Source organism: Acinetobacter sp. LipI_23 (assembly GCF_058243045.1).
On the sequence record NZ_JBZAYJ010000001.1, the window covers coordinates 1,868,701 to 1,882,521 of the forward strand.

A 13,821-nucleotide genomic window follows, 5' to 3' on the forward strand; every position below is an offset into this window, starting at 1 on the left:
ACAATTACTCTCCTCGAGCAAAAAGCTTATCTAGTTGAGCCAATGGAAACGCACGCCAGGTTGGGCGACCATGGTTACATTGGCTGGCAAATTCAGTTTGTTCCATTTGACGAAGCAAAGCATTCATTTCAGAAAGACCTAAAATGCGATGCGCGCGAACAGCACCATGACAGGCCATACCCGCTAAAATTTGATCACGCTTTTGCAGTAAGCCCTGCGCTTCATCATTTGGATCCAAATCGTTCAGTAATTCAGGTACCAGCGCCTCAAAATTGGCTTTATGTAAAATCGCAGGCACACCACGAACAATGACCTGCTCATCGCCATATTGATCAATTTCAAGACCTAAACGCGCCAATTGATCTTTGAGCTCTTCCACGCGTGTAGCTTGCATTCGCGTGATATTAATCACTTTGGGAATAAGTAACTGCTGAGAAGTCCAAAACTCTGGTTTATCCCACGCTGACTTCATTTGCTGTAGCAGAATACGCTCATGCGCTGCATGCATATCAACAATAATCAGCCCTTCTGTATTTTGAGCCAGCACATAAATACCATGCAATTGTGCAATTGCAATTCCCAACGGATGTTCATCGACTTTTGGGCTTTGCACTGTAAAATCAGCCAAAGACTGAGCTTGATCAACAGCAGATGATGTATCACGTAGAGGTGCTAAATAGCTTTGTAAGGCATTATTGAGCTGTTGTGAGCCCTGATAGCGTGAAGGTTGCACCGAATAATGGACACCTTGCGGTTGATTTGAACTAAAGTCAGTGAGCACATCCGATGGGGCTTGCTCACCAGTTTGTGTAGACTCAACACGACGATGCAACTGCAAAGGCTCTTGATAACGAGGCTGCACAGACATCGAAGCTTGATTCTCTGCAATCTTCATTGCATCAGATAAATCTGCGGTTGCCGTTTGAAACTGCGATAAAGTCTCTTTGGCATAATGACGTACAAATTCATGTACTTCACGTTGATTTAAAAAGCGAATTTCATGTTTAGTCGGATGTACATTGACATCAATATTTTCAGGGTCTACTTCCAGAAAAAGTAAATAACCCGCATGCTGATGTCCATGCAAAATACCATCATAAGCCATACGCAGCGCATGAGAGATGGTTTTATCTTTAACAATTCGACCATTCACATAAACATACTGTAAGTCAGCCTGAGCCCGCGCATCGGAGGGATGTCCCAACCAACCTGTTAAACGCATGTTGATGCTATCTGCATCCATCCAATAAGCATTTTCAGTAAATGCGCGCCCTAGCAACTGCTGTACACGCTGAAAACGTAGCTCACCACTGTCTGCAATCGGCAAGTTCAATTTGATGTTTTGATTATGTTCAAGCACAAAACGAATATCGAAATGCGTCAGCGCTAAACGTCGGACGATTTCCTCAATATGACCAAACTCTGTGCCAGGTTTTTTGAGAAATTTTCGACGCGCAGGCACATTAAAAAATAAATCTTGTACCCGAATATGCGTACCTTTCGGTGCAGCTACAACCTGAATCTCTTGATGGTCAAATGCAGTTCCATTGACTTCAACTTGATAACCAATTCCATCATCCGCTTGACTACTGGTCAAGGTTAAACGCGACACCGCTGCAATAGAAGCCAATGCCTCTCCGCGAAAGCCTAAACTGACAATTGCATGTAAATCTTCAGCGGTTTGGATTTTACTGGTCGCATGTCGCATCACCGCCAAAGGGAGGTCTTCAGCGTGAATCCCTCGACCATTGTCCATGATTTCAATTAAAGTACTGCCGCCTTGCTCTACCCGAATAATCAGCTCTGTCGCACCTGCATCAATCGAGTTTTCAAGTAACTCTTTGACCACAGACGCTGGACGCTCAATGACTTCACCTGCTGCAATTTGATTGGCCAAAGCAGGATTCAAAGTATGAATACGGCGTATCTTTAAATCATCACGCATTGTTTAGTTGGCTCTCTAAAGCTTGTAATAATGCTACTGAATGGAAACTTAAGGTAGCAGACCGTGTCAGTTCATCTTCCGATTTTTGAATATCAATAATTAAGTCTGCCTGAGGGATTTCATCGCCCCCTTTAGACGGCCATTCAAACAAAAATAGTGCATTGGGCGTTTCCAAATAGTCACGAATGCCCATTAGCTCCAGTTCATACGGATCGTTTAAACGATACAAGTCAAAATGGAAAATATCACGCCCTTTAACTTGATATGGCTCAACTAAGGTATAGGTTGGGCTTTTTACGGAACCCTGATGGCCTAAATGCTGTAAATAATGACGCGTTAAGGTAGTTTTACCTGCCCCCAAATCCCCAATTAAATACACTACACCCGTCGTAAAATGCTGTGCCAAAATTTGCGCTAAATTTTGGGTATCTTGTTCATTATTGAGCGTTAAATTAAATGAATACTGCATAATACTCACGACAAGTGACAAAAGAACAATTATGATAGCACTGGACTCACAAAATGCCCAAGCCACAAGCTTGAAATCTCGTATTTAACTGCGCCAACCGATTAGATATTGCCTGTACATCATGCTCAACATAAAAACTGCTGAATTTTGCCCACCCATGCTCAATGGCGTGAGCGCAAGTAAAGTGTTTCTGCCTACATTAGAGCCAGCACCGCACACCGTATTGGCTTATTTATCTGACCAATTTCCGCATATTGAAGCAACTGAGTGGCAGCAACGCTTTCATGATGGCTTGGTCTATGACGCTGTAGGTAATGTACTCCATAAAGATTCGGCATATCTTGAAAATCAGCATGTGTTTTATTACCGCTTTTTAGCGCATGAAATTGAAGTTCCATTTCAACACGGCATTTTATTTGAAAATGATCATTTCTTAGTGGTGGATAAGCCGCACTTTTTGACCATCAGTCCAACGGGGCAATATGTTCAACAAACCCTATTGGTGCGCCTGAAAAAACAAACAGGCATTGAGCATTTAACGCCCATCCACCGCCTTGACCGTGAAACCGCTGGCTTAGTGATGTTTTCCAAATGCATTCACAGTCGAGGGATGTATCAGCAGATGTTTGCAGATCGACAGGTTCAAAAAACCTACCATGCAATTGCTCCTTTTCATCGCAAACTCAGCTTTCCACATACTGTAAAGTTGCATATGCAAAAAGGTGAACCGTTCTACACCATGCAAGTCCTATACAAAGCACCGAACAGTGAAACCGAGATCTTGCTTTTAGAGCATGATGCAACAGGGGCAAAATATGAGCTTAAACCCAAGACAGGGAAGCAACATCAACTCCGTGTACACCTCAACTTCTTAGGTCTCCCGATTAGAAATGATCCGTTCTATCCTAAAGTTGTACATAAAGCCGACGATGATTTTAGCCAGCCTTTACAACTCTTAGCTAAGCATCTTTCATTTAAAGACCCAATAACTCAACAGCTTATGCAGTTTAGCTCCAATTCTGAATTGACATTGTAATCTGCTTGTCATTACAAAATAATTTAAAATTCCATTGTATGAATATTGAAATTACAATGAAATTGATTAAAATAACTTCTACCCTTAAGTCGTTCAAATTATTTAAAAAATCATGAGAAAAACAGAAGTCTATCAAATTCGACTCGATTCCCAAGAAAAGAAACAAGCTTTTGCAGTGTTTAAACAACTGGGAATTACGCCTGCGCAAGCCGTTCGTTTGTTCTTCAAACAAGTGGTTTTAACCAAATCCATCCCTTTCTCAATCGAAAACCAGAACATCAATATTGAACAACTGATTAAACTACGTAAACTCAAGCAAGAACAAAAAGCGGTTGAACACATCACTAGTGCAGACTCAACAGCAACCAATGATTTATTTGCAGATGATGAACATATTGATCTTTTTGAGGAATTAGCTGCAATCTTGGGAGAAAGTGACAAAACTTAACAGTGTTGCATTTCTAAACAAATTTTAGAAATATCCCTTTCAAAACTTAGGTATGCTTCATGTAAACACTATAAATACAGCATGGAGTAATACATGATCGTTAGACGTGCCACTTTAAAAGACTTAGAAAAACTTGCTGTATTATTTGATGAATATCGCCAATTTTATGGTGCATCGTCCAACTTAGCGCTTTCCCAAAAGTTCCTTAAACTTCGCCTTGAAAACGAACAAAGCGTCATCTTCATTCATGTCAAAGACGATGTGATTACAGGTTTTGTGCTGCTGTATTTAGGTTTCTCTTCTGTGGCCTGTGCAACTTATTATATTTTAGATGATGTTTATGTTTCTCCACCGCATCGTCGCCATGGCTCAGCAAAACAATTGATCGATACCGCTATTTTGTTTGCGCGACACGAAAAAGCCATTCGTATTACGCTTGAAACGCAAAAAAATAATTATCAATCCCACAGCTTATATGAAGCCATGGGCTTTGTAGCGGATAATGAGTTTAAGACCTATCATTGCTTTCTATAGCATTCAGCGTCTAAAGACCTTCACTCTCAAGAACATTGCGTGTCTTGGCTAAAGCCACTTGTTCAGCATTTAAATAGATCCAACGTCCCTCGACTAAATCTGGTATCCCCGTTAAGTCGAGCGCTCCAATTTGCTGACGATGCAAACTCTCAACTTTATTTCCCACTGCCGCAAGCATACGTTTCACTTGATGATACACCCCCTGATGCACAGTCATTTGCAGTTCACATTCAGCTAAGCGTTTTACATCTGTTGCAGCAAAACTTCCTTTTTCATTTCGCAGCTCCACTCCTTGCTCCAGCTGTTGAATTTGTTCATCTGTAACAGGGTCGGCCGTTTGCATGCGATACACCTTTGCCACATGCTTTTTAGGGTGTGTCATCGCTTGTAAAAACTGACCATCATCGGTGAGTAACAATAAACCTGTGGTGTCTTGATCTAGACGACCTACACACTGAATACCACGATTTAAGAGCACATCGTCAAACAAATCAAAAACACTAAAATGATGTGTCGCCTGATGTGAACATTCATAGCCTTGAGGTTTATTTAAGGCGATATAGACTTTTTCACGGTATTCAAAGCTCTTGCCGTGTACCTTGTAGTGCAGCGCATCCAATTTGAGTTTATGTTTAGGGTCAGTAATGATCTTCCCATCAATTTCAATGACTGCATTTTTAATCAACTGTTGGCAATGCTTTCGCGAACCAAATCCTTGCGACTGCAACATTTTTTCCAACAGCATCAGCACACCACATTTTTAAATAAAGGCTCATTTTATACTGAAATACAGGAACATCAATCAAAGGACTCGGATCATTCAGCAGAGCGGCTAAAAAAACGTTACAATGCACATGTTTTTTTGACCAGTCTCTCCCCTATGCCGAACTTAGATTTGAATCTGATCGTCCTCCTAATCCTACTGGCTTGTGGTATTTTCAGTCACAACTCTGCGGTAACCATTGCTGCTGCAGTACTCATTATTTTGCGGATGACACCACTGAGTGAATACTTTCCACTAATTCAACAACATGGATTAAATATCGGTATCATCATTTTAACCATTGCAGTTTTAGTGCCTATTGCAAGTGGCAGAATTAGCGGTGAAAGTATTTTTAAATCTTTTTTAAGTGTTAAATCGTTACTTGCTATCGCCATTGGTGTTTTGGTTGCATGGCTAGGTGGGCGCGGCGTAAAACTGATGTCAAACCAACCCGATGTTGTTGCAGGCTTACTGGTTGGAACCGTTGCAGGGGTAGCTTTACTGCGTGGCGTTCCAGTTGGCCCACTCATTGCGGCTGGTTTACTTACCCTAATCATTGGTACAGGACAGCCATAGCCTAACAAATCCAAATTCTCAAGCTAGGTCGAATTAATCTGTATTTGCTACCTTTAAATTTGACTTCTTTTATAGAATGTCCACTCAATATAGCGCTATGAATAAATATTCATCGTACAGAATCTTCAGAGTTCATATGAATATTACGATTGCTTAGTTCACTTATAACTTTTTTGAACAACCAAATTTTCATGTGATAAAGAACGTATAATACTTTTCATTTACTCCTCTATTTATGTGCTCTCAAGAAAATAGCATCTCTCCAACAAGCCACTTATCTGTCATTATTTTGGCATTGGCACTCGGTGGTTTTTGTATTGGGACTACTGAGTTCGTTGCGATGGGACTCATCCAAGAGATCTCACAAAGTTTCAAGCTCAGTATTCCTGTCACAGGGCATTTCATTAGTGCCTACGCTTTAGGTGTGACTATAGGCGCGCCTGTGATTGCCATTTTGGCCGCAAAGGTTCCGCGTAAAACGCTCTTAATTGGCCTCATGCTGTTTTATGGTATCGCCAATGCCAGTACAGCACTCGCAAACAGCTATGAGTCTATGTTGGTCTCACGTTTTATTGCAGGTTTCCCTCACGGCGCTTACTTTGGTATTGCCGCTTTGGTGGTTGCAGAGTTTGCAGGAAAACAAAAGCGCGCTTCGGCGGTCGCCATGCTCATGATGGGTCTGAATGTCGCGACCGTGATTGGTGTGCCTTTTGCGACATGGCTGGGTCAGCTGTATGGTTGGCGTGCAGGTTTTGAGTTTTCTGCATCTATCGCATTTTTGACCGTGGTCGCGATTTGTTTTGGCCTACCTAAAATGCAACTGGATCACACAGCCAGCATTCAAAATGAACTACGTGGACTTAAAAATACACAAATGTGGATCACGCTTGCTGTCGGTGCAATTGGATTTGGTGGACTATTCTCTGTATATAGTTATGTATCGCCTATTTTGACTGAATATACTCATGCTAGCATTCAAGTCATTCCGTTTGCACTGGCATGTATTGGGCTCGGGTTGGTCGTCGGCGGTGTTGTCGCAGGACACTTTGCCGATAAAAACTTAAACAAGGCGATTATTTGGGTCTTAGTTTCCAATGCCTGCTCTTATGTGCTTTGTGCCCTATCTATGGATCACCTTGCCGCTGCTTTTATTGCACTCTTCTTGGTCAGCTTCAGTATTGCAGGCTTGGGGCCTTTACTACAAACCCGCTTAATGGATGTCGCTGGTAATGCACAAGGCTTAGCAGCTTCGCTGAATCATTCTGCATTTAATATTGCCAATGCTTTCGGTGCCTTCCTGGGCGGCTGGTTAATTAGCCAAGGTTTTGGTTGGTTAGCTCCAATCTGGGTCGGAGTTTTACTAAGTTTGGGTGGGCTGATGATTTTATTGTTGGCTTTTCAGCATGAGAAAAAGTCGATATCAGCATGTAAAAGCGATGCAAACCAGACTTGTTAACCCCCTATAAATGACTTTTATCTAAAAACAATAAGCGTGCATAAAAATTCAATCGTATTGTTATGCACGCTTTTACAATCCATCATTTAGATTAATATCAAGCCGTTAAGAATCTTACTGGCATTTTTTTAAATTCTAGGTTTTATTCGATACGCGATAACGTCATCCGCATTAAGAAGTTAAATACGAAACTCCTTAACTGACTGGCATAATCATTCAGGTAGTTTCTTCCCGCAGTGTGGACAATAGGCATATTCTTCACGCTCTTGCCTTAAAGACTCTTCTTTTTGTTCACGAATGAGCTGTAAAATAATATCGTGTGTTTGCTCTTTGGTCAGCCCAACTTCTTTACGAACTTCTTCAATTTTTTCTGTCTCTAAGACAAAATCAATATCGCTATTTTGGATTAATTCTCGAAATCTAAGTTCAAGTTTTTCTTTACGCTGCTCAAGTTCATTGGCCAAACCATTCGCCAAAATACCCGCAGGTAATGCGGCCAAACCTACACCTAAGATGGTAATAATCGCTCCAAGAAAGCGTCCTAACGGCGTAATAGGTGTCACATCACCATAACCGACGGTGGTCAGTGTGACTACGGCCCACCACATTGAAGCTGGAATAGAGCTAAAAACTTCAGGTTGTGCCTGACTTTCAATCAAATATACCCCCGCAGCCGCCATAATGATCATAATCATTAAGATGAAAATAACCGCTTGAAATGAGCCTTTTTCACGCTCAATGACACGTAATAAAATTTGTAGAGAGACAAAATAGCGGGTGAGCTTGAGAAGTCGAAGCAAACGAACAATTCTTAAGAATCGTAAGTCGAACTGAACAAAGAAGTTTAAATACGCAGGTAGAATAGCCAAAAGGTCGATAATCGCTCCACCACTTTTGACCCAATTTAGGCGGTTTTTCCAATCCGACTCAAAACTATTAGCTTCAGCAACTGACCAAAAACGTAAGAGATATTCAATCGTAAAAACGATGATCGAGAAGATTTCAAAATAATAAAAAAAGTCTTGATACAACACATAGTACTTCTGTACCGACTCCAACAGCACAGCAGCAGCATTACTCATAATCAGTACAATGAGGAAATAGTTCAGCCCTCGGCTTAAGGGTGTCTCATAGTCTTCATTATGTAAATTGTTATAAACAAATTTGCGTAGCGTGTACCAAGCTGTCAATTTCATTACGATTCTAAGTTATTCTTATCCCTTAAAATTCAGTTTAACCGAACTTAACAGCAAAGTAAGTAAGAAATTTCGGTACGAATCGTACAACTGCGGCGGCATTATTCAATATAGAGTAAAGCCAAGCGTACTTGGTCATAACCCATACGCGGATTGGTTAACTCTACAATCGGACGAAGCTTAATCGCACCATCTTCACTAAAGTGTTCTGTTTGCTGACGCTTCATTAAGCGTTTATAAATTTTCCGCACTTGCTCTACCACTTCTTCTCCAGGATGCGCCACGGAAATATCTAAGCCCTGCTCTTTATGCAACTTTGCCAAATGGTTGATAATAGTTGCAGCCGTCAAACCGCGCTCTTGTGCGATATCTGCAATTTCATAACCACCTTCAAACAATTCACGTGTTTCATCGAGTGTTGCAGACGCATAGTTGGCTTTACCTGCATTACGAGCAATTTTCTTTTCATTTCGCTCAATCTCAATTTCATTGAGCGTTCCGCCACAGTGACGGATAAAGGCCTTGTGCTGTGGCTCAAGATCAATGGCCTCAAAATGTGTTTCGGCTTCATCGGACAGTTCTTGGAAGCGGCGGTCTGCCTTAATGGCAAGACTATCTAACTCCAACGCTTGTTCATTAAAACCTAACAACCTTAAACCTTCCAAAGTCTTTAAGCGCGACAAAGCCACATAGCCCTGTCCTTTTTCAAAAGTATGACTAAGATTAATTTCTGCTGCCGCTAAAGTCATCCCTTGTGACTTGTGAATAGTGATAGCCCATGCCAAACGCAATGGAATTTGCTGAAAACTGGCAATGGTTTTGCCTGCATCATTGTCCACTGACCAAGTTTCAGGCTCAACCACCAGTACCGTACCATCAGTCAGTTTGACCTTCGGCAAGATCCCAAAGTCATCATCTTCTTCAAAGCCCACTACTTCGCCTAAGCTACCGTTGATATAGCCCACATCGAAGTTGTTCTTTACAAACATCACTTTGGCATTTTTCTTGAGGGTTAGGTTTTCAGGTGCACGCACAGAAGACTTTAAGGTTTCAATAAGCTTGTCATTGCCATCACACACCGCTTCAAACTGGCGACCTTCATTTTCAATTTCATTCAAATGTTTGAAATTGATGGTGTCCACATCCATATTATGCGTATATAAACGTGTAAAGATTTCCCCAATATCTTGCTGACGTGTGGCTTGTAAAGCCTGCAAGTGCTCAGAGTTAATACTCTGACTGCGAATAGCATTTAGAATATCATTGAGATAATCATTGCCCTGACGGTGCTGCTCGGTCAAATAGCACACACGAAACTTGGCTTCGACCCAAGCATCAGACATAAAACAGAATTTATCGCGGTTGCGCTCTTCATTTTTACCAACTGGCGGTAACTGGAAGAAATCACCTGCAACAATCACTTGAATCCCGCCAAATGGCTCTTCACTTTCTTTAAAGAACTTAAGGACTTTATTGACCAAATTGAGTTGCTTGGCATGTAGCATCGAAATTTCATCAATGATTAAGACTTGGGCATTTTCTAAATGCTCTTTTAAGTATTTACGTTCTTTCATGCGTTTGAGTTCATCTTCCCCCAACGCATCTTTAATTCCAATGCCAGCCCAAGTATGAATAGTCATACCATTCATATGCGTCGCGGCAATACCTGTAGAAGCGGTAATCGCCACAGGCACTTTACGAGCTTTTAAATAGTTAATATATTGGTTCAGCGTATAGGTTTTTCCTGCACCAGCGGAACCGGTTAAAAAGACATTTTCGCCCGCTTTTAAGAGTTTGAGTGCAGTTTCTTGCTTCATAAGACCTATACCATTGATGAACGGCTATAGCCTACCGAGTTTTTGCAAAAAAGTTAAGCAGATCTCGTCACACAGTAAATGATGTGCGACAAATTAGGTCCATTGTTGTTTAATTTTTAAGGGTTTGGTTATTCGGTTTGATTCAGCATGGCAATGAATTGTTCAGCGACGACAACATCATCGGGTAGTGCTTTTTGGTTATTTGGATATTCAAGCTGATCAAATAACAGTTGTCCTGCAATATAGTGACAACCGAGCGTCAAGTGCCGCTGTGCGTCGGTATGACTCATATGAAATGCAGCATATTCACGTACAATGATTCGCTCAGCAAAACTGGCTGCTAAACAATGTTGAAAGCGACGTGACTCAGCAATGATGCGATCAATATCTTTGAGCTCCTCAAGCACCCAACTCTCAATAAAATAATAAGCTTCATGACTGATCGGTTGCCATGAGACACAACCAAGCTTTCGTTTCAGTTCAGCGAGTAACTCTTGGCTATGCAATTGATCATGCCACTGCACAGCCTGATGAAATAGGCTCTTCCATGTGACATTTTTTAAAACCTCCTTTTGCGTCTCAAAATGTTCAGGCAAATAATCGCGCACATAGGCATCAAACACCGAAACTCGTAAAGGAGGCCGATTTAAATAAAACAACTGTCGAAAGCTTTCAATATGCATTTTATGTTGCTTTAACTGAAGATAAAAATCACGGTGTTGTTGCTTATCTTCGCTAAAATAAACCACTAAGTCTTCAGGAAGTGTCTGCGCAATTTTATCTAGATGCTGAATATAGGCCTGCATTACACGACTCAATTTTGTGTAGACCCGTTTCCCCCATTCGGGCTGTTGTTCGACCACACGGCGCAGCAGTTCGAGCCATTCATCTAAATACAAAATAGACGGACTGATCGCTATCCGCTGATCATCCATATCTTGGCGTCTATTTTTTAAGACCACATGCTGGTTAGCCTCCAGCTCAAACCAATGCTGTTGTAAGGCATACTCATAGCAACTTTGTATAAATAAGCGAGCCGCCACATGTTGGAAGTACTTTAGGGTCATGACAATAATTTCGGGATGATAAGACTGTGTATCGAGATAACTTAAAGCCGTTACGGCAACGCGTATACTACTATGCTGAATATTTTGACTAACCCAGTCTGTCACCACTGCTTTTTGTTTGAATAGCCAATTTACGGTACGGCTTTCATCAAAAATTGGGAGTTTGGCAACCTTCTTTTGCCATGTCTTGGCCTCAGTTTTTAAAAAATGGCGCTTTGCCAACAAATCACGCGATGTCCAAAGATCCCGATGCATAAGCCGCACAAAGCCAAGCATATTGGGCTGCTCTTTAGCATGCGGATATAACAAGTGAATGTCATGCGTATGATCCACCAACTCTTGTAAAGAAAACCGTTCAGGAAATGCCGTTTGTACAATGCGATAAACATACGGATCTAAGAGTTGACTAGCACTACAACACAGCTCGTCATAACTACTCATCAAAGACTGTAGCGGTAAAATATCTTCCGCCTGATCTGCATCTAAGTTACATAAGCGCTGCAACTCGGCCAGCAAACTTCGCTCAGAAGCTGGATCAGCTGTATTGAATTCAACTTGCTGGCATAACTGTTGAAAGAGTTCTGATTGTGTTTCCCGTATTTCAGGCAAAATCATGTGCACGCGACTCGGTCCATCGAACAAAACAAACACTTGTTGAAGAATCAGCTGACGCAGCTGTTTAACTTTATTGCGCAAATACAAAGAATGTTGTGGGGACTGATCACCCACTAAAAACACAATGTCGTGTAAACAAAATTCTTCGAGCGCTTCTGCATAGTGCCCTTGATAGATAAACTGTGGAACACACAGCTCCGCCTGTTCCGTCGGTGTATAAAACTGAATATGAAAACAATGATTTAAAATTTGAATCCGTTGTTGTTTTGCATCGACACTTAAAACGTTTTGCACATTGAGTGTGGAAAGAAAAGCGAATTGCTCGTGATAAAGCTGCTGAATACTCGGAACAACTTGTCTTAACTGTATAGCAAGACTTTGATATTGCTTAAGCTTATCGTTTTTCTCCACGGCTGGCCCTCTTTGAATTTGGCTATTTTCACCACAACTTCAAAACCAATATAAACAAATCCTGAACCACAGGCTATGCCTTTTATCGATAGCCATTTTGTTCGGTGAAGCCATTTTTCCTCATTCCCTTACTCATGGTAGGTATTTGGTAGGTACACAAGTTTTTGGAATCATTCAATACTCTAAAAACGGTAATGAGCACCGATAACAACATAAATAATGGTAGAAGGAATCGCACCATGGCTTTTAAAAATATTGCAGATCAAACGAACGGTTTTTATATCCCTTGTGTTTCACTTTTTGGCCCAGGCTGTGCCAAAGAAATTGGTGGTAAAGCACAAAACCTCGGTGCAAAGAAAGCACTGATTGTAACCGACGCAGGTTTATTTAAATTTGGCGTAGCCGACACCATTGCAGGATATCTCAAAGATGCAGGTGTTGATAGCCACATCTTCCCAGGTGCAGAACCGAACCCAACTGACATCAATGTCCACAACGGCGTGACTGCGTATAACGAACAAGGTTGTGACTTTATTGTGTCCTTAGGTGGTGGTTCTTCGCATGACTGCGCTAAAGGTATTGGACTTGTGACTGCGGGCGGCGGTCATATTCGTGACTACGAAGGGATCGATAAAAGTACGGTTCCAATGACCCCTCTTATTGCCATCAACACCACGGCAGGTACAGCGTCAGAAATGACACGCTTCTGTATTATTACCAATACAGATACCCATGTAAAAATGGCAATTGTAGACTGGCGCTGCACTCCACTAATTGCAATTGATGACCCTAAACTGATGATTGCAAAACCTGCAAGCTTAACAGCAGCAACAGGTATGGATGCTTTAACCCATGCAGTAGAAGCTTATGTTTCAACAGCCGCAAACCCAATCACTGATGCCTGTGCTGAAAAAGCTATTTCAATGATTAGCGAATGGTTAAGTCCAGCAGTTGCGAACGGCGAAAACTTAGAAGCACGTGATGCCATGAGTTATGCACAATATTTAGCAGGTATGGCATTTAATAATGCATCTCTAGGTTATGTCCATGCAATGGCACATCAACTCGGCGGCTTCTATAACCTACCTCACGGCGTATGTAATGCAGTCCTACTTCCACACGTCTGTGAGTTCAACTTAATTGCCTGCCCTGACCGTTATGCACGAATTGCTGAACTGATGGGAGTTAACACCACAGGTTTAACTGTGACAGAAGCTGGATATGCTGCCATTGACGCAATTCGTGAACTATCTGCATCGATTGGTATTCCATCGAGCTTGTCTGAACTGGGTGTGAAAGAGCAAGATTTGGGTGTTATGTCTGAAAATGCGCAAAAAGATGCCTGCATGCTGACGAACCCACGTAAAGCAAACCATGCTCAAGTGGTCGACATCTTCAAAGCTGCACTCACATCTAGTGCTTCAGTGGTCGATTTTAAAGCAGCGGTCTAAGTTCTCTTCTTAACTTTTTGTTTGCTTTGACAATTTA

At 41.6% G+C, this 13,821-nt stretch carries 12 protein-coding genes; 6 read left to right on the plus strand and 6 right to left on the minus strand.

The window, feature by feature from the left end:
• Positions 1-4: 4 nt before the first annotated feature.
• Both mutL and tsaE read right to left on the minus strand, forming a co-directional pair.
• The gene (gene mutL / locus AC4CVD_RS09210; protein ID WP_490752951.1) at positions 5-1,945 is read right to left on the minus strand and encodes a DNA mismatch repair endonuclease MutL; all 1,941 of its coding nucleotides are present in this window, start codon (positions 1,943-1,945) and stop codon (positions 5-7) included.
• Complete coding sequence (tsaE, locus tag AC4CVD_RS09215) at positions 1,938-2,414, minus strand: tRNA (adenosine(37)-N6)-threonylcarbamoyltransferase complex ATPase subunit type 1 TsaE (RefSeq protein ID WP_125274223.1); 477 nt, start codon at positions 2,412-2,414, stop codon at positions 1,938-1,940. The genes mutL and tsaE overlap by 8 nt, the downstream gene beginning before the upstream one ends.
• A 121-nt stretch (positions 2,415-2,535) precedes the next feature.
• Here tsaE and AC4CVD_RS09220 point away from each other — a divergent pair, with 121 nt between their 5' ends.
• The 3 genes from AC4CVD_RS09220 to AC4CVD_RS09230 all read left to right on the plus strand — a co-directional run bounded on the left by AC4CVD_RS09220 (position 2,536) and on the right by AC4CVD_RS09230 (position 4,432).
• Positions 2,536-3,450 carry a pseudouridine synthase gene (locus AC4CVD_RS09220; RefSeq protein ID WP_490752953.1) on the plus strand — a complete coding sequence of 305 codons (915 nt, stop codon included), beginning with the start codon at positions 2,536-2,538 and terminating at the stop codon, positions 3,448-3,450.
• Positions 3,451-3,562: 112 nt separating this feature from the next.
• On the plus strand, positions 3,563-3,898 hold the full coding sequence (locus AC4CVD_RS09225; RefSeq protein ID WP_004984882.1) for a type II toxin-antitoxin system RelB/DinJ family antitoxin: 336 nt from the start codon (positions 3,563-3,565) through the stop codon (positions 3,896-3,898).
• Positions 3,899-3,991: 93 nt separating this feature from the next.
• Positions 3,992-4,432, plus strand: coding sequence for a GNAT family N-acetyltransferase (locus AC4CVD_RS09230; RefSeq protein WP_490752955.1), 441 nt, complete (start codon positions 3,992-3,994; stop codon positions 4,430-4,432).
• A gap of 10 nt (positions 4,433-4,442) precedes the next feature.
• Here AC4CVD_RS09230 and AC4CVD_RS09235 read toward each other — a convergent pair whose 3' ends face one another.
• Positions 4,443-5,177, minus strand: coding sequence for a pseudouridine synthase (locus tag AC4CVD_RS09235; RefSeq protein WP_490752957.1), 735 nt, complete (start codon positions 5,175-5,177; stop codon positions 4,443-4,445).
• A 135-nt stretch (positions 5,178-5,312) separates the two neighbouring features.
• Here AC4CVD_RS09235 and AC4CVD_RS09240 point away from each other — a divergent pair, with 135 nt between their 5' ends.
• Positions 5,313-5,771 (plus strand): DUF441 domain-containing protein, encoded by a 459-nt coding sequence (locus tag AC4CVD_RS09240; protein ID WP_004696797.1) that lies wholly within the window; start codon positions 5,313-5,315, stop codon positions 5,769-5,771.
• A gap of 235 nt (positions 5,772-6,006) precedes the next feature.
• Positions 6,007-7,227: an MFS transporter gene (locus tag AC4CVD_RS09245; RefSeq protein ID WP_490752958.1), complete on the plus strand. Its 1,221-nt coding sequence runs from the start codon at positions 6,007-6,009 to the stop codon at positions 7,225-7,227.
• 212 nt (positions 7,228-7,439) lie between these two features.
• Here the strand turns inward: AC4CVD_RS09245 and AC4CVD_RS09250 are convergent, their stop codons facing one another.
• From AC4CVD_RS09250 to AC4CVD_RS09260, 3 genes are all read right to left on the minus strand, one after another.
• Positions 7,440-8,423 (minus strand): ion transporter, encoded by a 984-nt coding sequence (locus AC4CVD_RS09250; protein ID WP_490752960.1) that lies wholly within the window; start codon positions 8,421-8,423, stop codon positions 7,440-7,442.
• Between the two features lie 101 nt (positions 8,424-8,524).
• Entirely contained in the window at positions 8,525-10,240 is a 1,716-nt protein-coding gene (locus AC4CVD_RS09255; protein ID WP_176537542.1) for an AAA family ATPase, read from the minus strand.
• 128 nt (positions 10,241-10,368) lie between these two features.
• Positions 10,369-12,333: a hypothetical protein gene (locus AC4CVD_RS09260; RefSeq protein ID WP_490752962.1), complete on the minus strand. Its 1,965-nt coding sequence runs from the start codon at positions 12,331-12,333 to the stop codon at positions 10,369-10,371.
• Between the two features lie 239 nt (positions 12,334-12,572).
• Between AC4CVD_RS09260 and mdh the strand changes: the two genes are divergently transcribed.
• Positions 12,573-13,784 carry an iron-dependent methanol dehydrogenase gene (mdh, locus tag AC4CVD_RS09265; protein WP_279740925.1) on the plus strand — a complete coding sequence of 404 codons (1,212 nt, stop codon included), beginning with the start codon at positions 12,573-12,575 and terminating at the stop codon, positions 13,782-13,784.
• Positions 13,785-13,821 lie beyond the last annotated feature (37 nt).